Raw genomic sequence first — 23,632 nt, 5'->3', positions numbered from 1 at the left:
GCTGGTTGGCGGGGGCGGTAGAACTATCGGTAACGATTCCATTTGCGGCTCGCTATCCGCTTGCTAAAAAAGCGGCCGAGTTTGCTGCTATTGACCTTACGCGCTACCCGCCAGCTACCGTAACTTGCTGCCCCTTCCATTGAAGTTCTTATGAAAGTCAGAAAAGCCGTCATCACGGCGGCCGCCCGCGGCGAGCGGCTCTACCCCGTAGCCGATACCATCCAGAAAGCCATGCTGCCCGTCGTGGACCTCGACGGCCTGCACAAGCCTACCATCCAAATCATTGCCGAAGAAGCTTTTAGCAGCGGCATCGAGGAAATCTGCGTCGTCTGCGCCCCCGGCGACGGCGACCGCTACCTGGCCGCTTTTGCCTCCTTGCGCGACAACCTAGGGCGCTCGTACCAGGGCAGCGACTGGGCCACCCAGCAAGCCGAAAAAATCGACTTCCTGCTGAGCCGGCTGCATTTTGCCGAGCAAGCCGAGGCGCTGGGCTACGGCCACGCCGTGGCCTGCGCCCGCGATTTTGTGCAGGGCGAGCCGTTTTTGCTGCTCCTAGGCGATTATCTCTACGTATCGGCCCAGGCGGGGCAGCGCTGCGCAGCCCAGCTGCTGGCGCTGGCCACCCAGGAGGAGTGCTCGGTATCGGCCGTTAACCCCACCATCGAGCACCAGATTGGGCGCTATGGCACCCTCACCGGCCGGCTCGTGGCTGGGCAGGCGGGCGTGTACGAGATTGAGAAAATCATCGAAAAGCCCTCGCTCAGCACCGCCGAGCTGGAGCTGTCCACGCCCGGCCTGCGCGCCGGTTACTACCTGTGCTTCTTCGGGATGCACGTGCTCACGCCAAATATCTTCGACATTCTGGCCCGCCACGAAGCTTCGAGCAACGGCAATTTATTGTTGACGCCCGCCCTGCAAGAACTGGCCGAAACCGAGAAATACCTGGCCCTCGAGGTGCAGGGCACCCGCTACGACCTCAGCCGCCCCCACGGCCTGCTTCGCGCCCAGCTGGCCCTAGGCCTCGCCGGCGACGCCCGCTCCGCCACGCTCAGCACCATGGTCGAACTCCTCGCCGAAGCCAACGGCCGTTAATTCAGCTTCTGCGTCTCTTCTGCGCTTTTCCTCTGCGCCTTCTGCGGTGAAACCAACTGATGTTTTTACCGCAGAAGGCGCAGAGGAAAAACGCAGAGGAGACGCAGAAGGCCCTTTCTACCATGAATATTCTCATTGAGACGATAACCGCGACCGACCCAGCCAAGCGGGACCGGTCGTTCTACAACCTAGCCAAAGCTTTATCGGCTAAGGACTTGCTCAAGAGCCTGCGCGAGCTGGACGACTTCCGCAAGGCCACGCCGAGCCTCTACGACAAGGTGCGGGCCATCCTGTTTTTGTACGCGGGGTTCCGGTTTTTCCTGCAGGAAGCGCCCGCCACGCCGGCCGTGGGCAAGATTCCCTACGCGGGCTTTGAAGACTTGCTGGCGCGGCGCTTCGAGCACGCCATAAGCACGTTTTTGGCCGAATTGGATGCAAATGGCCCGAATGCCATGCTCTTCAGCGCGCTGGCCGACAGCTACCACCATCTCTCCTTCCAGACGCTGGCCAACCAAGTGCGCAAAAGCGTGCGCTCGACCAAGGGCAACCAATGGATGTTCCGCGTGGGGCACCAGGACGAGCACCCCATCCGCATCCAAAAAGCCCTGCTTCAGCGCCCCGAGGGCACGCTGTTCTACCCCGTGCTGCACGAGCACACGGCCGTGCGCATGGACCTGACGCACAGTGGCTGGTCGGATATTTTCTTTCTGGGCATGGACTACCCCGAGGGCGCGCGGGTCGTCAACCTGTCGATAAACCTGGGCATGTTTGGGCGCGACAAGGACATTCGGCCGCCGCTGCACGCTTACGTGCGCGTCATTCCCGAGCCCGTGCTGCGCCTCACCAGCATCGACCTGAACACGACCAAGGACGTGACCGATTTGGCCGACTTGTTCAACTTCGGCAACGACTACCTGAGCTTGGTAAAAGCGGGCGTCATTGCCTCGGGGCTCATCCCACCTTCGTTCGAGGGCACCGACCAATCGCTACCGCAATTGCTGGCACGCATCGTGGCGCCGGGCATGGGTATCGAGCTGGTTACCAAGGTAAATGACATTCCGAAGGGCTCACGCTTCGCGGTATCTACTAACCTCCTAGGGTGCATCATCAGCCTGCTGATGCGCGCCACCGGCCAAACCAAAAACCTCACCGGCGGCCTCGACGAGGACGAGCGCCGGCTGGTGGCCTCGCGGGCCATTCTGGGCGAGTGGATTGGCGGCTCGGGCGGCGGCTGGCAAGATTCGGGCGGCGTATGGCCGGGCATCAAGGCCATTCAGGGCACGTTTGCCCAGGCCGGCGACCCCGAGTTTGGCATCAGCCGGGGCACGCTCCTACCTCGCCACCGCGTGCTGAGCGGCGACGACATTCACCCCGAAATGGGCGAGCGTATCCGCAACTCGCTCGTACTGTTTCACGGCGGGATGGCCTCCAACGTCGGCCCCATCCTGGAGATGGTGAGCGAGAAATACCTGCTGCGCGGCGAGAAGGAATGGGCCGCCCGGCAGTTCACTAACCAGGTGTTTGACAACATCCTAGGTGCCTTGAAAGAGGGCGACGTGCCCAAGCTGGCCGCCAACACCGCCCGCAACTGGGAGTACCCGATTAAGACGATTATTCCCTGGGCTTCGACCTACTTTACGGAGGAGATTATCGCCCGCGCCAAGCAGCAGTTCGGGGCCGATTACTACGGCTTTTTGATGCTGGGCGGTATGTCGGGCGGCGGCATGGGCATGTTTGTCAACCCCGAGCGCAACGAAGAATACAAGCTGCGCGTGCTGGAACTGCTGCGCTCGACCAAGCAGGAGCTGTCGGCCGCGCTGCCCTTCGCCATGGAGCCGGTGGTCTACAACTGGGACATCAACTACAAGGGCAGCTGGTCGACCTTGCACGAGGGCGCCGAGGCGCTGATGCCGGAGCAGTACTACGCCATCCACGTTTCGCAACTCGTTAAGCAAGAGCCATCTACCATTTCGTATCTGCGCCGGGCGGAGGTAGATTTCTTTACCACGCACTGCGAGCAAAATAACCTGGCTTACCCGCTGCTGCGCACCATTGTCAGCAACTTGTTTCAGGTGTCGGACCCCGGCGCGCAGGGCAACCGCAGCACCGAAAACGACAAAGCCGAGCGCATCAAGCAGGAAAACGGTTTCGACTACATTCAGCACGAAGACATTCGGGCCGATTTGCAGAAGGGCCGCATTGGCCTCTCGCGCAACCAGTTGCCACTCGAAACCGCCATCGCCGACGTGCAGCCCGGCGACGCCGCCCAGCTCACCGACCTAGGCGAACACGCCCCGGCCGGCGAGGCCGCCCTGCGGGCTGGCAAAGTGGGCGTACTCAGCCTGGCGGCCGGCGTTGGCAGCCGCTGGACCAAGGGCGCAGGCGTTATCAAAGCCCTGAACCCCTTCGTGGAAATCGAGGGCAAAATGCGCAGCTTCCTCGAAATCCACCTGGCCAAAACGCGCCGCACAGCCGAGCGCTACGAAGCCGTGATTCCGCACCTGGTGGCGACCAGCTACCTCACGCACGCGCCCATCGAGGCGCAACTGGCGCGCACCGGCAACCTCGGCTACGGCGGGCCGGTGTACTTGTCGGAGGGCCGCTCCATCGGGCAGCGCTTCGTGCCGATGGCCCGCGACCTGCGCTTCTTGTGGGAGGAAATGCCCCAGGAAACGCTGGACGTGAACAAGCAAAAAGTGCGCGACGCCATCCGCAACACCATGATAGGCTGGGCCGGCACCAAAGGCGAAGGCACAGACTACGTGGACAATATCGCGGCCCAGCGCTTCTCGCCGCTCGGCCACTGGTACGAAGTGTCGAACCTGCTGCGCAACGGCACCCTGGCCCGCCTGCTGCGCGAGCAGCCGCAGGTCGAAACCCTGATGCTGCACAACATCGACACGCTCGGCGCCGACCTCGACGCGGCTGCCTTAGGCTACCACCTGGCCTCGGCCAACGTGCTGACCTTCGAGGTAGTAGCCCGGCGCATCGAGGACCGCGGCGGCGGACTAGCCCGCGTCAACGGCCAGCTGCGCCTGCTCGAAGGCCTCGCCCAGCCCCGCGAGGAAGACGAACTCGGCCTGAGCTACTACAACACCATGACTACCTGGGTGCAAGTAGACCCGCTGCTGGCCCTCTTCGGCCTCACCCGCGCCGAGCTGCAAACCGCCGACGAAACCCGCCTGGCCCGCGCCGTGCGCAGCGTGGCCCAGCGCATCCCCACCTACGTCACCATCAAGGAGGTGAAATATCGCTGGGGCCACGGCCAGGAAGACATCTACCCCGTGGCTCAAATCGAGAAGCTCTGGAGCGATATGTCGGCCCTGCCCGACGTGCCCTGCGGCTATCTCGTAGTGCCCCGCCCCCGCGGCCAGCAAATGAAAGACCCCGCGCAATTAGACGCCTGGGTCATTGATGGCAGCAAGGATTACGTGGCAAGTTTGGTGGCGTTTTAAAGGTTAGCCTAGCGACTACTAGAACGGGGAGCAGTAGCACGTAGCTACTACTCCCCGTTTTTTGCGGCCCCTATATAATCGTGGCAAAGAAAGCTTTTAGGTCGTCGGCCAACAAGGCGGGCTGCTCCAGGGCCGCAAAATGCCCGCCAGCGGGCATCGAAGTCCAGCGTTGGATATTGAACCCTTTCTCCACATAGGCGCGCGGCGGGGTAGGTAGCTCCTTCGGAAACTGGGCAAAGGCCACCGGTACTCGCACGTAGTCGTCTGGACCGAAGGCGAGCGGGCGGCGGCCGTTTTCCTGGTAAATGGCCATCGAGGAGTAGATGCTTTGCGTCAACCAATACAAGGTTACGTTGGCCAGCAGTTCCTGCTTGGTGAAGGCCCAGCGGCCGTCGGGGCCCTGGTCGCTCCAGCCGTGGAATTTCTCCACAATCCAGGCACACAACCCGGCCGGCGAGTCGTTGAGCCCGTAGGCGGCAGTTAGCGGCTTTGTGCTGTGCATCGCCCCGTAGGCACCTTCGCGGGCCACCCAGTCCGCGGCGGTTTTTTGGAAAGCGAGAACTTCCGGCGAGAGCACCTCCCCCGGCTTTAGGTAGGGCTTGTAGGAACCGGGGATATAGTTCAGGTGCAGCCCGATAACGCTAGCCGGGTATTTCAGCGCGAGCCAGGTGCTCACGCCCGCCCCCACGTCGCCGCCCTGGGCGCCGTAGCGCGGGTAGCCAAGACGTCCCATTAGCTGGTGCCACAAATCCGCCACCACGAACGAGCTGCCGCCAGGGGCCACAAACGGCGCGGAGTAGCCAAAGCCCGGCAGCGACGGAACCACCACGTCGAAGGATACCGGCCCCGCGGCCGTGAGCAACGGAATTAGCGGGAGCATTTCCAAAAATGAGCCGGGCCAGCCGTGGGTGAGCAGCAACGGAATAGTCTGGGCCCCCTTGCCCTTCACGTGTAGGAAGTGGATGCGGTGCCCGTCTAGGTCGGTCGTAAAATTGGGGTAAGCATTGCTGGCCGCTTCCACCTTGCGCCAGTCAAACTCCTGGGTCCAGTACGTGACCAACTCTTGTAAAAACGACAAATTGGTGCCGTAGTTCCACCCCGTGCCGGGCAGCGCGGTAGGCCAGCGCGTTTGCGCGAGGCGGGCTGCTAGGTCGGCCAGCGCCGCCGCCGATGCGTGGGCTACGAACGGCTGCGTGAGGGGGGGTAGGGCGTCGCGCATTTCAGAGGCAGCAAGCATAGTGGAGAGACGAAGTGAAGGGGATATCACGGCCCGAGTGAAGAGCAGGCCGCCTTTGTAAAACTATCTTAGGCAAAGCCGTAACTCGCGCCAGTGCCAGCGAAGGATTTTGCAAGTTTCGTATTCACCCCAGCGCCGCTCGCACCTTACTCACGCGCTCCGCCACCGAGCCATCGAGCAAGATGTAAGGAATCCCCAGCAGCTCCAGCTGCATCAGGATGGCGCCGTGCTGAAACTGGCGCAGGGCCTCGGGGCCGCGCCAGCCATCGTCTTCGAAGGGCGTGGTGGGCAGGCACACGAAGGTGTGGGCGTAGCGCTGGCGGCACACCTCGGCGAGGCGCTGCAAGGCAGGGTCGCAGCGGTGAAAATAGTAGTAGGAATACAGCGCCGTGGTGGCGGCGTTGGTGTCGCACACGAGCCAGCCGCGGGCCTGGGCAGTGGCCTCGTCCTCCAATTCAAGCTGGCGGCGGCCGATGTAGAGCAGGTCTTCGTAGACCAGCGCGCCGTTTTTTTGCTCGTGCAGGGTGCGGCCGTATTCGGGCACCCAGGCGGTGCCCAGGGCTTCGGCCAGGGCCAAGGAGAGCGTGGTTTTGCCGCTGCTTTCGGCCCCCAGCAGCACCAGGCGGGGCACGGTGGTGGCGGGCACCACGCCATATTGGGCGGCCACGAAGGGGTGAATGTGCTGCGCCGACTCGCCGAAGCTCTCGGCCTCGGCGGCCAGGGCGGCGCGCAGGTGGGTTCCGCTGGTGGGCACCTGTTGGCGCTGGTTGTCCACAGCCACGTGCTCGGCGCCCAGGTACTCGGCAAAGCCGGGGCCGTAGGCTTCGCTGCTGAATACTACGTCGATACGCTGGCCCAGGTCGGCCAGGTACTGGCGCACGAACTCGCGGTGCGTGTGGTCGTCGGCCGCATCGGGGGGCATGGCGGCGGCGGGCAGGCCCACGATGCGCAGCGGCGTAGGGCCGACGTGCGGGCCGTCGGCAACATCGTCGCCGCGGTACAGTTCGCGCAGCCAGCGGGCGCGCTCGGGGGCGGCGTGGCGCGGGTCGTCGGGGTGGGCATATACGAGCACTACCAACTCGGCTACCTGGGCGGCGGCAGTATCGAGCAGTAGCTGGTGGCCCCGGTGCGGGGGCCAGAACTTGCCGACCACGAGGCCGGTGCGCGGGGGTGTGGGAGGGGCGGCGGGTAGTACGTTTGTCATGGGGCGGGCGCTTGGGGTGGCAAACGTACTGCCCACCGCTCTCCTAATGAGTGTTTTTGCTAAGGCTTACGCGAAAGTGGTTGTCCTTGCGAGCGCAGCGAAACAATCGCACCCAAGCAGCGGCGCTTAACAGGTGCAATTGCTTCGCTGCGCTCGCAAAGACAAGCTTACTTTTCGTACCCCCAGCCCTTCTTTCTCCGCATGCCCCTACCCCTTCTTACCTTTGAACACTGCACCGTGCGCTACCTAGGGCGCGTGTTATTCGCCGACCTTAGCCTGCGCATCGAGGCGGGGCAGCACTGGGCGCTGGTGGGGCCGAGCGGCGCGGGCAAGAGCACGCTGCTCGCCACTCTGGCCGGGCATTACGTGGTGACGGGCGGGCCGGCCGCCTACCCGCTGCTGGCCGCCGAGGGCAGCGCGCCGGGGGCCGACCCGCTTTTCTCGTGGCGCAAGCGCGTGGCGCTGGTGGGGCCGCGGGCCACGTTTCGGGCCAGCGACAACCAGGGCCAGCTCTACTACCAGCAGCGCTACAATGCGGCGGCCGCGGAGGAGGTGCCCACCGTGCGCGAGTACCTACAGGCCAAAGCAGCCCCGACCGAGTCAACGGCCTGGACCTACGCCCGCACCGTGGCACTGCTGCGCATCGAAGCCCTGCAAGACGAGCGCCTCATCAAGCTCTCCAACGGCGAGACCCAGCGCCTGCGCCTGGCCGCCGCCCTGCTGCGCAACCCTTGGTTGCTGCTGCTGGATGCGCCGCTCACCGGCCTCGACCCGGCCACCCGCGCCTGGTTCGATACGTTTTTAGCCGAGGTAGCGGCCTCGGGCATCACGGTAGTAATGGCCACGGCGCCCACCGAAATCCCCGCCCTCATCACCCACGTGGCGGTGCTAGCCGGGCAGCGTATTGTGGCGACGTTGCCCAGGGCCGACTTTCGGGCCGAGCTGGCACCTAGGGCAGCGGCCCCCGCCCCGCTCGATGCCGACGAGCTGCGGGCGCTCACCAGCGCCGCCGGCTCCGATGCCCCAGCCGCCTACGACACGCTTATCCGCCTGCGCGACGTGAGCGTGCGCTACGGCGAGAAGGTCGTGCTCGACGCCATCAATTGGGAAGTGAAGCCCGGCGAGCGCTGGGCCCTTACCGGCCTCAACGGCGCGGGTAAAAGTACCCTGCTCAGCCTGCTCAACGGCGACAACCCGCAGGCTTACGGCAAAGACCTCGTGCTATTTGACCGCAAGCGCGGCACCGGCGAGAGCATCTGGGACATTAAGCGCAGCATCGGCTACGTGTCGCCCGAGCTGCTGCACTATTTCCCGGGCCAGCTCACCTGCCAGCAGGTAGTTGAGACCGGTTTTGCTGATAAGCTGGTGCGCGCTGTCGTTACGCCCGCCCAGCGCGAGCGGGCCAGCCGCTGGCTGCGCGTGCTGCACCTGGGCGATAGCGCCGGCCTGCCGCTGCGGCAGCTACCCGCCAGCCAGCAGCGCCTGGTGCTCGTGGCCCGCGCCCTCGTCAAAGGCCCGCCCCTGCTCCTGCTCGATGAGCCCGGCCAGGGCCTCGACGCCGGTCAGCTCGCCCACTTCCGGGCCGTTATCGACGGCCTGTGCCAGGCTACCAACGTGGCGCTGGTCTACGTCAGCCACTATGCCAGCGAGCTACCCGCCAGCATTACGCGGGCGCTGAGGCTGGCCCAAGGCGTCGGCACCATTGAAGAGCTAAGTTGAAACCAAGCTCACGCCTGCCCAGGTGTAGTTGACGCCTCTTTACGCCTAGTTTGCTTCTTCCCCGACCCAATACGCTGTTCCGGAAGCTTGTAAATAATGCTCGGCGCTTCAGCGCCGGGGCACCACAGCCAGCTTATTTTTTTTAGGGCTTTAGCCCATCACCCAGTAGCACCAAAGAGGGGCTAAAGCCTCGATTACTAACAGGACTCTTACCCCGACGCTGAAGCGCCGGGCAAAATTCAGATGAACTACCACGACCTAGGCTACTTGCAAGCGGGCAGCCCCCGGCAGCAGCGGGCGTATGCCGTGCTGGATGCAGCCGGCCTGTGGCCGCTGCTGCGCGCCTACGGCCCGGTGCTGGCGGGCACAGTGCCGCTGAGCATCGACACCGCGAGCAGCGACCTCGACGTGCTGTGTGAGGTGCCAGCCGCGGCGCAGGATACTTTCGGCGAGCTGCTGCGAGTGCGGTTTGGGGCGCAGCCGGGCTTTCTGCTGGCGCGGCGCATTGTGGGTGGATACGCAACCACGGTGAGTAGCTTTCGCTACGAAGCCGAAGAGCTGGAGGTGTTTGGCCAGGCCCTGCCCACAGCGCAGCAGCACGGCTGGCGGCACTTGTTGGTAGAGCACGCCGTGCTACTGGCCGGGGGCGAAGCTTGGCGCGCGGCCGTGCGCGCCCTCAAGCAGCAGGGCCTCAAAACCGAGCCCGCTTTTGCCCAGCTGCTGGGCCTGGCGGGCGACCCCTACGCCGCCTTGCTCGCGCTGGAAGCGCTGCCGGCCGACGAGCTGCGCCGCCTGGTGGCGGCCTGCACGTTGCCCGTGCCAGCATAGTGCCTACTGGTACTGGCGTAGCTAACGCGGCTGGATGGCTGACACTTCGAGATAATTATAGGTTTGCCCCCCACTATGGGGCGCAGGACGATTTGGGAAGCAATGGCCGTAGGGGCGGGGCTTGCCCCCGCCCGTCGTTGCACGGACCCGTAGCGTCGTGGGGCGGGCTCGTTGAGGCGGAGCCAGCGTTTGAGCGGAGCCCGCTTCGCCCCTGCAGCGGGCGATTGCTTACGCAACCGACCTAGGGCACGGCCAGCGCGTCGCGGCGCAGCTCGTGAGCCAGCACCCGCACCAGCAGGTAGCGGCGGCGGGCCGCGTCGAGGCGCAGAGCCACGCCGGTGCCGGTGCTGGGCCAGGGCGATGCCGGGCCGGTAGCCGCGCCCCCCAGGGGCCGGCCCTGGCCATCGAAGAGCGACACCTGGGCCGGGCCGGGCTCGGTGAGAGCCAGCACCTGGTGGCCGCCCCCAAAGTCGAACCACTGCACGGGCTTGGGGCCGGAGGTGAGCAACTGCCGGCTCAAGAGGGGCGCGGTGGTGGGCACGGCGGGGTTGTAGACATCGACCCGGCCGCCGTCTTCGCGCACCACTACGAAGGCGCCGGGGCGGCCATAAGCCTCGGGCACCAGTGAGAAGGTGGCCGTGCGGCTCCAGGTGGCCACGCGGCGGCGGCTCGTGATGTCGCCGCTCAGGGTCAGACTCAGCAGCTCGCCGTGCTGGTTTACCAGGCGCAGTACGCTGCGGGCCAGCGTGGCAGCGGGCTGGGCCAGCAGCGGCCCGCTGAGGTGCGCCCCAGCGCTGACCGGGAAGCCGGGGTAGCGCTCACCGGCCTGGGTAAAGGCGTAGACGTAGCCGTTGCGCAGGGCGGCCACGATGACATCACGCCCGCCCACTACCAGCAGCAGCGGCGGGCCGGCCAGCGGGGCTTCGAGGCGGCGGGGCCAGCCGGGGTACTGTCGGCCGCTGGCATCGAGCAGCAGCAGGTCGTTATTAGTAGTGGCAACTAAGAGGTGCGGCACCGGGCGCGGCGTGGGGGCCGTGGCCACGGCCGCAATGGTCACCGAATCGGGCAGGTTGAGCGGGAAGCCGGGGGCCTGCTGGCCATCAGCGGGGCTGAGCCAGTGCAGGCGGTGGGCAGTGGCCAGCAGCAGGCGGCCCCGCACCAGGTGCGGTGCGGCGGCCGCCACCACGGGGCCGGGCAGGGTATCGGCCCAAAGGGCCACGTTGGCCCGGCTGCTGAGCAGGCGCAGCACGCCCAGCGAGTCGGCTACCACGGCGGGCGCGGGGTCGTCGGGGGTGGCGGGCAGCAGCAGCGGCTGGCCCACCAGCGCCGTGCGGAAGCGCGGGTTGCCGGCCGCCGCCCCGACCTCGGTACCGGCGGCCGCGCCCTGGCCGGGGCGCCGCAGCACCAGCTGGGCGTAGTACTGGCCATCGGACGCGCCGGGCGCGGGGCGGGCCGCGTCGCTGGCTTCCTCGGTGGGGAAGAGCTGCCAGGCTATTTGGGGAAAGTGCTTGAGCAGGCTTTCATTGCGCAGCAGGCCAGCGCGGCGCTCCTCGGCCAGGTAGCCGAGTAGGGCATTCCAGCCCTGGCGGGTGTCGGCCAGCACCGTGAGGCGGGCCTGGGGCAGCGTTTGCTGAAGTAGGGCCACCTGGGCGGCCGAGCGGCTCCAGGTGGCGCCGGCGGCCACCTCGGCCAGGTAGGCCTGTAAGGCAGCGGGCTCGCCCAGCACCAGGTAGTCGCGCACCAGTGCCGCCGACTGCGCTGGCCCCGCCCCGCCCGCCAAGGGCGGCAGCAGGGCCGGGGCCAGCTGCTCGGCCGTGAAGCCCGCCCCGTACACGTTAAACGCCCCCATGCGCACAAACCCCGGCGACACGCCCGTGAGGCGCCGCAGCCGGGCCAGCCACAGCGCCACCCGCGCCGGGGCCGCGCACCGGGCCAGCACCAGCCGGGCCGGCGCCACGGCCGGCGCAGGCGCCGCCAAGTAAGCCAGCGCCAGGCCCGGACCTAGGGCCGCCCGCAGGCTATCGAGCGCCGCCCTAGCAGGCTGGTCCGCCGAATCGGCCATGGCAGTGGGCACGGCCAAAGTGGTGGGCGCAGGCGGGGTAGCCAGCGGCCCGGCCACGGCCAGCACCAGGGCGGTGCGCAAGGTCAGCACATCGGCCAGGGTGCGCAGGGGCTGGGTGGGCTGGGTGCGCAGCTGCTGGTGCCACGAGCGGGCGGCCGTTTCGGGGTTGGCAAAGCCGGTGAGCAGGAGCTGGCTGGGTTCAATTTTCAGCCCTAGGAGGGCCTCGCGGGCCAGGGTGGCGGCCTGGTCGAGCTGGGCATGGGTACCGGGCCGAAACAGCACGTCGAGCAAGCCCGGCAGTCGGCGGAAGTTGAGCAGCAGCGTGGCGTCCACGTCGCGCAGGCGCAGCAGGTCGGTGTCGGCAAAGCCGGCGCGCACGGTGGGCGCATCGGCGGGCAGTTGCAGGCGCTGCACGGCCGCTTCTACCAGCGGGGCGTGGGTGCTCAGCAGCAGGTGGTTGCGGTAGTTGAGCACCGTGAGGCGCCCGCCGCCCTCGCGGGCCGTCAGCTCCTGTAGCTCGTAGCCTTCGTAGTCGCGGGTGCTGAGGGTATAGCGGGCATCGCGCCCCAGGGTCTCGAGCAGGCCCCGCGCCTGGCGGTACTCGCGTACCGTGGCCAGCGGTATCTGATAGAGCACATCGACCTGCCCCGGCCCTGTAAGGTGCACCGACGTGAGCACCAGCTTGCGCCCCAGCAACGACAAGAGCCCCCGCCGCTGCCTAGCGGCCGGGCTGGGGTTGCCGCCGGTGTCGAGGCTGTCGGCCAGGGCCAACTGCCCGGCCACCTGCTGGAAGTAGCGCACCCCGCTGATGTTGTCCCACACGCCGGCCTCCTGCAAGTGGCGCACCAGGGCGGGGTGGTCGCGGGTGGCCAGTACCAGCACGGCATCGTCGGGCACCAGGGCGTAGGGGTCGATGGGCACGCTGGCCAGCGTGCGGCGGTAGTACACGTAGGTGGCCAGCGAAAGCAAGAGCAGCGCGGCCACCAGCAGGGCCAGAAGCTTGCGGGACATGGGGCAAAAGTAGCCCGCCCGGCCGCAAAGGCCCCAGGTACCCGAATTGCCCTAGCGCCCGAAAGTGAGCGTGGCCCGCACCGTGTCGCCGGTTAGGGGCGTACTTGGCTTTAACTGCACGAGGGTATCACGAGCGCCACCAGTGGCTAGTTCGGTGAAGAACCTTCCGTTGAGAGGCACACCTGGTAGTTGGTAAAAATTCTGTGGCACTGCCGAGGTGAACGGTACTGACTGGTATAGCACTACCTGGCGGCGCTGATTATTGGCTGGCAGCGTTTGTAGTTGATTTCGATTGAGAAGAGGCACGAAATACAATCGCTCGTAACCGGTACTAAGCGTATTTAGCTGTACCAGCCAGACTCGGCGGGGCGAAGGCCAAAACTTCACATTATTGGTGCGGCCCAGCACCAAGTCTACGGTCGCCAGCGATGGGTAGCCGCTGAGGCCGCTTAGGAGCGAATCGGGGAAGTCCAGGGTTGTAGGCCGCAGGTTATTGTAGCTATCTAGCACCCCGCAGTTAATACCGTAAAACAACCCTTTAGAATTAGTGAAGCTGAGCGCATAATGGCCTTTGCTATCCGTCAACACAGTGTCTAGTTCCGAGTCGTAATACCTCAAGGTTGTGGGGGCCGATACAATAGCCATTCGTACACCCGGCAGTGGCCGATTAGTACGCCGGTTTATCACGTATCCTTGCGCTACCGTGAATTGCCCCTCAGGTTCTCGGTTGGGGCAGCCCGCCATGGATGTCAAGCAGAACAGCACGACAGCAAGCAACGGAAGGCGAAGGCGGTAAGTCATGAGCTGAGAGCGAGAAACGCAGGGAGATACGAGCTGGCAAAGGAGGCCTATTTACCAGCGCAGGGTTGCATTCTACAGCAAAGCCCTTTCTTTGGTAAAAATCCTTCTTCTCAATGGCCAATCCCCTACCCGATTCTACCACTACTGCCGACGCGGCGCCCGGCCACTTCAAACGCGCCCTCACTCTTTTCGACGCCGTGATGCTCGTGACGGGCTCCATGATAGGCTCGGGCATCTTCCTCGTCTCGGCCGACATTGCCCGGCAGGTGGGCTCGGCGGGCTGGCTGCTGGTGGTCTGGCTGCTCACGGGCCTCATAACGATGGCCGGCGCCATCAGCTACGGCGAGCTGGCGGCCATGTTCCCCAAAGTGGGTGGCCAGTACGTGTACCTGCGCGAGGCCTTCGGCCGGCTGGTGGCTTTCTTGTATGGCTGGACGCTGTTTTTGGTGATTCAGACCGGCGTGATTGCGGCCGTGGCCGTGGCGTTTGCCAAGTTCACGGGCGTGCTGGTGCCCTGGTTTTCGGTCAAGAACGTGCTGTTCAACGTGGGGCCGTTTCCGTTTAGCTCGGTGCAGCTGCTGGCCATTTTGCTCATCGTAGTTATTACGGCGGTGAATGCGCGGGGCGTGCAGGCCGGCAAGCTGATTCAAAACGTGCTGGGCTCGACCAAGCTCGTGGCCCTGGCGCTGCTCATCTTGTTCGGCTTGTTTTTGGGCCTGAACGCCGAGGCCGTGCAGGCCAACTTCCAGGACCTCTGGCACGCCACGCGCTCGCCGGCGCCGGGCGGCACGGGCAGCATCGTGCCCCTAGGTGGCTACAGCCTAGTTATCGCCATCGGCATGGCCATGACGGGCTCGCTGTTCTCGTCCGACTCCTGGAACAACATCGGCTTCGCAGGCGAGGAAATCCAGAACCCTGAGCGCACGCTGATGCGCAGCATGGCCCTGGGCACGGCCATCGTCACGACGCTCTACATCCTCATCAACATCGTGTACCTGCTGGTGCTGCCGCTGCACGGCTCGCCCGAGGCCGCCACGCTGGCCGGCCGCGGCATCCAGTACGCCACCGACGACCGCGTGGCCACCGCCGTGGCCGAGCGCGTGATGGGGCCCGCCGGGGCCTACGTGCTGGCCGTGCTCATCATGCTCAGCACCTTCGGGGCCAACAACGGCATCATCCTGAGCGGTGCCCGTGCCTACTTCGCCATGGCCAAAGACGGGCTGTTCTTCCCCTCGCTGGCCATCCTCAACCGGGCCGGCGTGCCCGGCCGGGCGCTGTGGGCGCAGTGCCTTTGGGCCTGCCTACTCTGCCTCAGCGGCAGCTACGGCCAGCTGCTCAACTACGTGATGTTCTCGGTTATCCTGTTCTACCTCATCACTATTATCGGCATTTTCGTGCTGCGCCGCACCCGGCCCGATGCCCACCGCCCCTACCGCGCCTGGGGCTACCCGGTGCTGCCGGGCATCTACGTGGCGCTGGCCTCGGCCTTTTGTATTATCCTGCTCATCGCACCCGACACGGCCGAGTACTCGCGCTACGGTCTCGGGCTGGTGGCCCTCGGGTTGCCGGTGTACCTGCTGTTTGGGCGCAAGATGGGCGGCGCGTAGCCCTCACCTACCACTCTCTTTCCCCCCTCTCCTGCCTCATGCCTTCTCTCCTTCTCAGCGGCCTGCTCGTGGCGCTGGCGGCCACCACCGCCCTAGGGCAGCCCGCCCCGCGCCGCTGGCTCAACGCCCCCAAGCAAGCCACAACTACCGCCAAGGGCCTGCGCGTGCAGGTGGAGGGCGGCACCGACTTCTGGCGGGTCACGCACTACGGCTTCATCCGCGACAACGGGCACTTCTACTTTCAGGAGCAAACCGGCGACTTCGAGGCCAAAGTGAAGGTGGTGGGCCAGTACAAGGACCTCTACGACCAGGCCGGCCTCATGATTCGGCTCGACGAGAAAAACTGGATTAAAACTGGTATTGAATATGTCAAGGGCGTGCAAAATGTAAGCGCCGTCGTCACCCGCGAGGTGTCGGACTGGTCGGTAGTGCCGCGACAGGACAGCCCGGCGGCGGTCTGGCTCACGCTGTTGCGCAAGGGCGACTACGTCGAAATCAAGTATTCCTTCGACAACCAGGACTTCAAGATGCTGCGCCTCGCCTACTTCCCGCCCACCCCCGGCCGCAGCGTGCAAATCGGCCTGATGTGCGCCGCCCCCGACGGCAAGGGCTTCCCCGTCGAGTTCGAGGACTTCACCGTCGTACCCCTCGCCTCTACCAAAAAATAGAACGCCCGCGCCACCTAGGTGGCTCACGCTACCGGCGTACCCAGTTGCCCCGGGCTGCCTAGGTGCAGGCTGGCCAGCACCTAGCTTAGTTATACAGAAAGAAGCCCCGCGACATATGTCGCGGGGCTTCTTTCTGTATAACTAGCCAACTGTTACCTAGGGGCAGAGCGCCCACTTCGGCTACTGGAACGCGGCCTTTAGCCGGTCGGCGGCGTGGCCCTGGGCAGTTTGGGCCGGGGGCACCACGTCGTAAGTACCGAAAAACTCGTGGGTGGTGCCGGGGTACAACGTGTAGTCCACGCTCACGCCGGCGGCGGTCAGCTTGTCGCGCAAGGACATGCCTTCGGTTTGCAGCGGGTCAATCTCGGCGGCGATGATGGTGGTGGTAGGCAGGCCGCGCAGGTCGGCCACGTCTACCAGCGAGATGAGGCGGTTATCGCCATCGGCCGGCGAGTTGAAGTACAAGCCGGTGAAGTACTGAATGCCCGCCCGGTTGAGCGGCACGGCGTTGGCGTAGGTGTTGTAGGAGGTCGTGTTCAGGTTATTATCGGCCACCGGATACACCAGCAGCTCGTGCACGGGCAAGGTCACGCCGCGCTCGCGGGCCAGGATGCACACAGCAGCGGCCATGTTGCCACCGGCGCTTTCGCCGGCCACCGCTATTTTGGCGGGGTTGATGTTGAGGCCAGCCGCATTGTCGCGCACCCACTTATAGGCCGCGTAAGCGTCTTCGTGGGCGGCCGGAAATTTGTTCATCGTCTCCGAAGCCAGGCGGTAATCTACCGAAATCACGATGGCGCCCGTGTTGGCGGCCAAGGCTTTAGCCGAAGGCTCGTACACATTGAGCGAGCCGATAACCCAGCCGCCTCCGTGGTAGTACACAATGGCCGGCCGCGTGCCCGTGGTACCCGTGGGCGTGTAAATGCGCACCGGCACACCATCAGAGGCCGAGCCAGCAGTGTAGGTGGGCGGCAGCACACGCTGGCTTATCGTGAGGCTGGGGGCCGACGGGCTCTTGCTATTCTTGGCCAGCAGCGCGTTCACGGCGTCGGTTACGCTGTGGGTCATGCGGGCCTGGCGGGCGCTGAGGGTGGGCAGCGCGGGGTCATTAAAAGCCGTGAATTGCTCAATAACGGCCTGCATCTGCTTGTCGATGTTAGGCGCGTAGCTGGGGGCGCTGCCGGTAGGCTGAATCAGGTTGGGCTCGGGGTCTTCGACGCGGCACGAGGTCAGCGAGCCACCTAGGGCCACCGCCACGCCGGCTAGCAGCAAAACCCGGGTAAGCCCGCCCGACAGGCGGCGAGCCACAGAAAAGTCAGGATAATTCATACGAAGGAGCATTCCGCAAAAAGCAAGTGGAGGCGGAACGTGCGGCGTGTACGGCCCCGCCTCTCGCTTAGTTTGCTAGCCCGCACGCCCGCGCCGGGCCACCGGGCACCCTAGCAAAAAAGGCCCATGCTACTACGCACGAGCCTTTTTTCAAAGTAGTATTCCAAGTAAGCGGCGCCGCGCTACGCGGTAGCCGCGTCTGCTAGTGCTTCTTGTGGGCGCGGGCCTTGGTCAGGGGCTCCGGGGGCGCGGGGGTGCTGCCGGGGGCAGGCAGCAGCGTCACGAGCAGGGGTTGGCCATCGCGGCTCTGGGCTATTTCCTGTTCGTAGCCGCTGTAGGCAAACACAAACGTGTTGGTACCCAGCGGCACCGGCAGCGAATAATCACCGTTGGCATCGGTGCTGGCGCCGCGGGTGGTGCCTTGCAGCAGTACAGTGGCGCCCACCAGCGGCTGGCCCGCCTCGTCCACGATGCGGCCCGACTGAATGCGCCGGGTGGGCGAGCCCAGGGCTATGGCTTTGGCCTCGGCCGCCGCGGCGGCGCTGCGGGCCGCCGCTGGTGCAGCCTCGGCGGGCGGGCGGGCCGTAACCCGGGCGCCCGGTAAGGCCCCCGCTCCCGAACGCGGGGCCCGCGGGCGGCCATCTTCAGGCGCATAACGAACAGTGGCCGCCCCCGGGGCCGGCCCAATTGCCGTGGAGGCCGTAGCGCTGGGACCAGGGCGCGCGGAGCCCACTTCGCTGGTTACGCCGCAGCCCATTACGCCACCGCTCACCAGACCCGCTAACACCACGCAAACCGTTGTTCTTACCTGATTTTTCATTGCCACCACTACTATTCGCAGACTGAATTAGGGCTTGTTGCTGCAATGTACAACCAAAGCTCCTGTTTATACAACTGGCCGCGCTGCCTAGGTTATCCTAGGGCAACGCGGCCAGTTGTACTATGGTAAGCTCGACTATTAGAGCTTGTCGTCCTGGGTGCGCTGCACCGATTGGCCGGGCGCGTCGTCACCTAGCTTCTGCTCGTGCATCCGAATGCCTTCGCCCTGCTCGTCCAGCTCGTAGCTGCCCTCTTCGGTGAAGCCGGGGCCCTGGGCCTGCTCGCCGGCCGTGTCGTGGTTGTTGCCGCCCTGGGGCTCACCTTCGCCGCCGCCGATGTGCAGGTTGCTCAGCTGGTCCTTTTGGTCGCTGCGCTGGGTGTAGCCGTTGGCGCCTACGTTGCGGTGGGCGCTGGCGTCGTCGCTGTTCTTGTTGTTGCTTTGGTCCTTCTGGTATTCGCGCTGGGCTTCCAGCTCCTCGTTGCCGGGGCCCACGCTGTTGGTGGGGTTCTGGTTGGCGGGCTGCACTTTCTGGCCCTGGTCGTTGGTTTGGTCTTGGTCGTCTTCACCAAACAGGAGGTCGCTGAGTATCATGGCTAAGGGAGATGTTATAAGAAAATGCGGGATAGGCTTCGGCAACCGGGCGGGCCGCGCCTAAGTACACGGCCTGCGGCTCTGCCGAAGGTTATTGGTGTACGCGCCGGCTGCCCCGAGGTTGGTCCGGCGCGGCCCCGCCGGCCGTTTCTTTGTCTTTTATTTTCCGCGCGCTCCTCATGGATTTTGGCAAGCTCTACCGCCCCACCCTCTTTAATTCCTGGCAGTTCATTGCCTTCACCGGCCTCATTATGAGCGGCGGGGCCGAGCTACTCATGCGCCTGCTGCACTACCCTAGGCCGGCCGGCTACGGCTGGCTCTACGTGTGCTGGGCGGCACTATTTGTAGTGGGCACGCTGGTCAATATTTTTGGCAAGCCCGCGCCGCACGGGCACCATCACCATTAATATCAGACACCAGACAGGAGACCCGGGAAAAGCTTGCTAGAAATTCGCCTATCTAACGCCGCCTGTCTCCTTTTTCAAACGCATTACGGCGCAGCTTTTTAAACAACGCCTAGGGTACTTAACTCCCGGTTCAACTGAACGTATAGCGGCTTCTGTCGGCATGATGAAGGGCGCGGTCTGTTTCTGGCCGCTAGGCCCGGCCTTTCGGCGGCTACTTTACGTTTCAGTCTCTATGCGTACTCGATTACCAGCCCTCGCGGCCGGGTTACTGGCCCTGCTCAGCGTTGCCGCCTGCGGCTCTAAGAAGAAAGATGGCGCCGGCAAAGACGGCAAAGGTGGCCCGCCGCCCATCAAAGAATACCCCGTGCTAGTGGTGCGCCCCGATTCGGTGACGCTTTACCAGGACTACCCCGCCACGGTGCAGGGCCAGCAGAATGTCGAAATTCGCCCCAAGGTAGACGGCTACGTCGAAGCTATTTACGTGGATGAGGGCGCCAACGTGAAGAAAGGCCAGCGCCTATTTCACATCTCGGCGCCGCAGTACGAGCAGGACGTGCGCACGGCCCGCGCCGGCGTGCTTACGGCCGAGGCCGACGTGAACACCGCCCGCATGGGCGTCAATAAAGTGGCTCCGCTGGTGGCCCGCGGCATCATCAGCAAGTACGAGCTGGAGGGCGCGCAGTACACGCTGCAAGCCAAGCTAGCTGCCCTGGCCCAGGCCAAGGCCACGCTGGCCAACGCTAACACCAACCTCGGCTACACCGACATCGTGAGCCCGGTAAACGGCGTGATGGGCTCGATTCCGAACAAAATTGGGAGCCTGGTGAGCAGCACCTCCACCGACCCGCTCACCACTATTTCGAGCGTCAACAACGTGTACGCCTATTTCTCGCTCAGCGAAAAGGCGCTGCTGAGCTTCATCCGCCGCCGCGCCGGCAACACGCTGCAAGACAAGCTCGCCAAAGTGCCCGACGTGCGCCTCGTACTGGCCGACGGCACGGTGTATAAGTACTCCGGCCGCGTTGAAACGGCTATTGGCCAGATAAATACCGAAACCGGCTCCAGCAGCTTCCGCGCCACCTTCCCTAATCCGCAGGGCTTTTTGCGCAGCGGCAGCAGCGGCTCGGTCCGCACCTTTCAGCCCAAGGAAAACGTGCTCATCGTACCCCAAAGCGCGACCTACGAGTTGCAAGGCAAGCGCTTTGTGTACGTGGTGGGCCAGGACACCGCCGCCCACGCCGTGGCCATCACCACCACCCCTACCCCCGACGGGCAGTCGTTTGTAGTAGATAAGGGCCTGAAAGCCGGCCAAAAGGTGGTGCTGGAAGGCGTGGCGGGCTTGAAAGAGAACACCAAGCTGATACCCAAAGTAGTGTCGCAGAAGCAGGCAAAGCCGGAGCTGGCGGGGTAGGTGTCATTTGCTATTCGACTCCGCTGCGCTGCGCGGACGCCAGATGAGCATGACGGCCTTATAATTTGTTAGTCAATAATATACATGCTAAAAATATTCATCGAGCGCCCGGTGCTCTCCACCGTTATTTCGGTTATCCTGGTGCTGCTGGGGGTGCTGGGCCTCACTACGCTACCCATTGCGCAGTACCCCGACATTTCGCCACCCACGGTGCAGGTGTCGGCCAGCTACGCGGGCGCTAATGCCGACGTGGTGCTCAAAAGCGTGCTCACGCCGCTGGAGGAGCAGATAAATGGCGTGGAGGGCATGACCTACATGACCTCGACCGCCACCAACGCGGGCTCGGCCACCATTCAGGTGTACTTCAACGTGGGCCGTGACCCCGACCAGGCGGCCGTGGACGTGCAAAACCGCGTGGCCAGCGCCACCAGCCTGCTGCCCCAAGAAGTAACCCTGGCCGGCGTGACGGTACGCAAGCAACAGAGCAGCAACTTGTTGATTTTTGCGCTCTACAGCGATAACCCCGCCTACGACCAGACCTTCCTCCAGAACTACGCCCAGATTAACATCACGCCCCAGATTCGGCGCGTGACCGGCGTGGGCGCGTCCAACGCCTTTGGCTCGCGCGACTACTCGATGCGCATCTGGCTCAAGCCCGACGTGATGGCCATTTACGGCCTCACGCCAGCCGACATCACGGCCGCCCTAGCTGACCAAAACGTGGAAGCCGCGCCGGGCGCGTTTGGGCAGAATTCTGACCAGAGCTTTCAGTACGTCATCAAGTACACCGGCAAGCTGGTATCGACCGAGCAGTTTGGCAACATTGTGCTCAAGGGCACGGCCCAGGGCCAGCTGCTGCACCTCAAAGACGTGGCCCGCATCGAGCTAGGTGCCCAGGACTACAGCAGCAACAGCGCTACGTTTGGCAAGCCCTCGGTGGGTATTTCGGTGAACCAGACGCCGGGTTCTAACGCCCGCGAGGTTATCGAAAACTCGGTGAAGGTGCTGCAAGAGGCCGAAAAATCCTTCCCGGCCGGCATTCACTACGTGCCGCTGGTGAACATCAACGACTTCCTGGATGCCTCGATTGACAAGGTGATTCACACCCTCATTGAGGCGTTTGCGCTGGTGTTTTTGGTGATTTTTGTCTTCCTGCAAGACTTCCGGTCCACCATCATTCACGGTGTGTCGGTGCCGGTGTCGATTATCGGCACGTTCTTCTTCTTGAAGATATTCGGGTATTCGATTAACATTCTGACCCTCTTTGCCTTGGTACTCGCCATCGGCATCGTGGTCGATGACGCCATTGTGGTGGTCGAGGCCGTGCACGCCAAGCTGGAGAACGGCTATTCGTCACCTAGGCGAGCGGCCATCGACGCGATGAGCGAGATAAGCGGCGCCATTGTGAGCATCACGCTGGTGATGGCGGCGGTGTTCCTGCCGGTGACGTTTCTGGAAGGCTCGACGGGCGTGTTTTACAAGCAGTTCGGTATCACGCTGGCCATTGCCATTCTGATTTCGGCCGTGAACGCGCTCACGCTGTGCCCGGCGCTGGCCGCCCTTTTCCTGCTGCCGCCCGACCACGGCAAGGAGCAACCCGCTGGCGCACAAGGCTCGGCGGGCGAGCTGGGGCCAGATGATGATAAAGACCATAAAACGCCCGAGAAGCGGACGTTCCGCCAGCGGTTCAGCATCGCGTTTAATGCCGCTTACGATGCGCTGGTGGGCAAATACACCAAGGGCGTCCAGTTCCTAGGTACCCACAAAGTAGTGGCGCTGGCGGGCGTGGCGGCCTTCAGCGCGGGGCTGTACTTCCTGATGTCGACCACGCCGAGCAGCTTCGTGCCGGCCGAGGACATGGGCACCATTTTCGTGAACGTGAGCCTGCCCCCGGCCTCGACCCTGGAGCGCACCACGGCCGTAAATACAGAGGTCGATAGCCTCATTCGCAGCATTCCGGCGGTGCGGGGCACGCTGCGCATCACGGGCCAGAATTTCCTGGCCGGCGCGGGCAGCAGCTACGGCATGGTTATCGTGCGCCTCAAGGAGTGGAGCGAGCGCGAGGACATGAATAACCTCCAGGTTATCGATAAGATAACGCAGCTCACGGCCCACATTCGAGCGGCTGAAATCCGCAGTATTTCGCAGCCCACCATCACGGGGTTTGGCCAAACCAGCGGCTTTACCTTCCAGCTGCAAGACCGGGGCGGACACAGCACAGCCGATTTCTTTAAAGTATCGCAGGACTTCCTGGCTGCCCTCAACCAGCGCTCCGAAATCCAGTACGCCACCACGGCTTTCAACCCGGGCTTTCCGCAGTACCAGCTCGCCATCAACGTAGCCAAGGTGAAAGAAGCCGGCCTCACGGAGGCCAACGTCTTGAACGCCATGCAGGTGTACTACGGCGGGCTGTACGCCACCAACTTCAACCAGTTTGGCAAGCAGTACCGCGTGATGGTGCAGGCCGACACCAGCTACCGCGCCAGCCCCGAGGGCTTGAGCAAGGTTTTTGTGCGCAACGCCAGCGGCGCGATGGCCCCCATCACCGAGTTTGTGACCCTAACGCGCATCTACGGCCCCGAAAGCCTGAACCGCTTCAACCTGTTCACGGCCATTTCGGTGAACGGCTCGCCCAAGGAGGGCGTCAGCTCGGGGCAGGCGCTCACGGCCATTCAGGAGGTGGCCTCACAGAAGCTGCCGGCCGGCTACGGCTTCGAGTTTTCGGGCCTTAGCCGCGAGGAGCAAAAGGTAGGCGGGCAGGCGCTGTACGTGTTTGCGCTGTCGCTCATCTTTGTGTACCTACTACTTAGCGCGCAGTACGAGAGCTACTTGCTACCGTTTGCGGTGCTGCTCTCCATTCCGATTGGCTTGTGCGGCACGTACTTGTTTGCCAAGGTGATGGGCATCGACAGCAACATCTACCTACAGATTTCGGTGATTATGCTTATCGGCCTACTGGCCAAAAACGCTATTCTCATCGTAGAGTTTGCCACGCTGCGCCGCCTGCACGGCCTTAGCATCGCGGAGGCGGCCCTGGAGGGCGCTAAGGCGCGCCTGCGGCCGATTTTGATGACCTCGCTGGCTTTCGTGGCCGGGCTGTTGCCGCTGCTGTTTGCTAGCGGTGCAGGCGCGGCCGGCAACCGCAGCATCGGCACGGGCGCGGTGGGCGGTATGCTGTTTGGCACAGTGTTCGGGGTGTTCTTTATTCCGGTGCTGTACATGGTGTTTGCGGGCTTGCAGGAGCGCATCAGCGGCCCGCCCAAAACGCGGGAGCAAATGGACAAGGAGAACGAAGCCGGCGGTCCGCAGGACCCGGACAAAACCGACCACTCGCGGGAAGGCAGCGCCGAGCCCGTGGTGGAGTTAGCGAATGCCCATGCGTAACCATCG

General features: G+C 64.3%; 16 protein-coding genes. 9 read left to right on the top strand and 7 right to left on the bottom strand.

Annotation, left to right across the window (positions count from 1 at the left end; all coding sequences use genetic code 11):
- The first annotated feature begins 150 nt into the window (after nt 1–150).
- Both ACFSDX_RS23620 and ACFSDX_RS23615 read left to right on the top strand, forming a co-directional pair.
- On the top strand, nt 151–1,092 hold the full coding sequence (locus ACFSDX_RS23620; protein ID WP_382318132.1) for a UTP--glucose-1-phosphate uridylyltransferase: 942 nt from the start codon (nt 151–153) through the stop codon (nt 1,090–1,092).
- Between the two features lie 122 nt (nt 1,093–1,214).
- Nucleotides 1,215–4,547 carry a UTP--glucose-1-phosphate uridylyltransferase gene (locus ACFSDX_RS23615; protein ID WP_382318130.1) on the top strand — a complete coding sequence of 1,111 codons (3,333 nt, stop codon included), beginning with the start codon at nt 1,215–1,217 and terminating at the stop codon, nt 4,545–4,547.
- A 70-nt stretch (nt 4,548–4,617) separates the two neighbouring features.
- Here ACFSDX_RS23615 and ACFSDX_RS23610 read toward each other — a convergent pair whose 3' ends face one another.
- Both ACFSDX_RS23610 and ACFSDX_RS23605 read right to left on the bottom strand, forming a co-directional pair.
- Nucleotides 4,618–5,784 carry an epoxide hydrolase family protein gene (locus ACFSDX_RS23610; protein WP_382318128.1) on the bottom strand — a complete coding sequence of 389 codons (1,167 nt, stop codon included), beginning with the start codon at nt 5,782–5,784 and terminating at the stop codon, nt 4,618–4,620.
- Nucleotides 5,785–5,908: 124 nt separating this feature from the next.
- Nucleotides 5,909–6,988: an AAA family ATPase gene (locus ACFSDX_RS23605; RefSeq protein ID WP_382318126.1), complete on the bottom strand. Its 1,080-nt coding sequence runs from the start codon at nt 6,986–6,988 to the stop codon at nt 5,909–5,911.
- A gap of 201 nt (nt 6,989–7,189) precedes the next feature.
- On the opposite strand from ACFSDX_RS23605, the gene ACFSDX_RS23600 reads away from it, so the two are divergent.
- Together ACFSDX_RS23600 and ACFSDX_RS23595 are read left to right on the top strand one after the other, a co-directional pair.
- Nucleotides 7,190–8,707, top strand: coding sequence for an ATP-binding cassette domain-containing protein (locus ACFSDX_RS23600; RefSeq protein ID WP_382318124.1), 1,518 nt, complete (start codon nt 7,190–7,192; stop codon nt 8,705–8,707).
- A 243-nt stretch (nt 8,708–8,950) separates the two neighbouring features.
- Entirely contained in the window at nt 8,951–9,535 is a 585-nt protein-coding gene (locus ACFSDX_RS23595; protein WP_382318122.1) for a DUF4269 domain-containing protein, read from the top strand.
- Nucleotides 9,536–9,776: 241 nt separating this feature from the next.
- Here ACFSDX_RS23595 and ACFSDX_RS23590 read toward each other — a convergent pair whose 3' ends face one another.
- Nucleotides 9,777–12,608 carry a hypothetical protein gene (locus ACFSDX_RS23590; protein ID WP_382318120.1) on the bottom strand — a complete coding sequence of 944 codons (2,832 nt, stop codon included), beginning with the start codon at nt 12,606–12,608 and terminating at the stop codon, nt 9,777–9,779.
- A gap of 51 nt (nt 12,609–12,659) precedes the next feature.
- Entirely contained in the window at nt 12,660–13,118 is a 459-nt protein-coding gene (locus ACFSDX_RS23585; RefSeq protein ID WP_382318118.1) for a hypothetical protein, read from the bottom strand.
- A 404-nt stretch (nt 13,119–13,522) separates the two neighbouring features.
- Here ACFSDX_RS23585 and ACFSDX_RS23580 point away from each other — a divergent pair, with 404 nt between their 5' ends.
- Nucleotides 13,523–15,016 carry an APC family permease gene (locus tag ACFSDX_RS23580; protein WP_382318116.1) on the top strand — a complete coding sequence of 498 codons (1,494 nt, stop codon included), beginning with the start codon at nt 13,523–13,525 and terminating at the stop codon, nt 15,014–15,016.
- A 38-nt stretch (nt 15,017–15,054) separates the two neighbouring features.
- Nucleotides 15,055–15,684 (top strand): DUF1349 domain-containing protein, encoded by a 630-nt coding sequence (locus tag ACFSDX_RS23575; RefSeq protein ID WP_382318114.1) that lies wholly within the window; start codon nt 15,055–15,057, stop codon nt 15,682–15,684.
- A gap of 180 nt (nt 15,685–15,864) precedes the next feature.
- Here the strand turns inward: ACFSDX_RS23575 and ACFSDX_RS23570 are convergent, their stop codons facing one another.
- From ACFSDX_RS23570 to ACFSDX_RS23560, 3 genes are all read right to left on the bottom strand, one after another.
- A complete protein-coding gene (locus ACFSDX_RS23570; RefSeq protein WP_382318112.1) occupies nt 15,865–16,992 on the bottom strand; it encodes an alpha/beta hydrolase in 1,128 nt (375 codons plus the stop codon).
- A gap of 223 nt (nt 16,993–17,215) precedes the next feature.
- Nucleotides 17,216–17,833 (bottom strand): carboxypeptidase-like regulatory domain-containing protein, encoded by a 618-nt coding sequence (locus ACFSDX_RS23565; RefSeq protein WP_382318110.1) that lies wholly within the window; start codon nt 17,831–17,833, stop codon nt 17,216–17,218.
- 138 nt (nt 17,834–17,971) lie between these two features.
- Nucleotides 17,972–18,424 carry a hypothetical protein gene (locus ACFSDX_RS23560; RefSeq protein WP_382318108.1) on the bottom strand — a complete coding sequence of 151 codons (453 nt, stop codon included), beginning with the start codon at nt 18,422–18,424 and terminating at the stop codon, nt 17,972–17,974.
- 152 nt (nt 18,425–18,576) lie between these two features.
- On the opposite strand from ACFSDX_RS23560, the gene ACFSDX_RS23555 reads away from it, so the two are divergent.
- The 3 genes from ACFSDX_RS23555 to ACFSDX_RS23545 all read left to right on the top strand — a co-directional run bounded on the left by ACFSDX_RS23555 (nt 18,577) and on the right by ACFSDX_RS23545 (nt 23,626).
- The gene (locus ACFSDX_RS23555) at nt 18,577–18,831 is read left to right on the top strand and encodes a hypothetical protein (RefSeq protein ID WP_382318106.1); all 255 of its coding nucleotides are present in this window, start codon (nt 18,577–18,579) and stop codon (nt 18,829–18,831) included.
- A 232-nt stretch (nt 18,832–19,063) separates the two neighbouring features.
- Entirely contained in the window at nt 19,064–20,242 is a 1,179-nt protein-coding gene (locus ACFSDX_RS23550; RefSeq protein ID WP_382318104.1) for an efflux RND transporter periplasmic adaptor subunit, read from the top strand.
- Between the two features lie 84 nt (nt 20,243–20,326).
- Nucleotides 20,327–23,626 (top strand): efflux RND transporter permease subunit, encoded by a 3,300-nt coding sequence (locus ACFSDX_RS23545; RefSeq protein ID WP_382318102.1) that lies wholly within the window; start codon nt 20,327–20,329, stop codon nt 23,624–23,626.
- Nucleotides 23,627–23,632 lie beyond the last annotated feature (6 nt).

Source organism: Hymenobacter bucti (genome assembly GCF_042681145.1).
Lineage (GTDB): Bacteria > Bacteroidota > Bacteroidia > Cytophagales > Hymenobacteraceae > Hymenobacter > Hymenobacter bucti.
The sequence above is the reverse complement of the archived record's forward strand: the minus strand, read 5'-3'. Positions and strand labels throughout refer to the sequence as shown.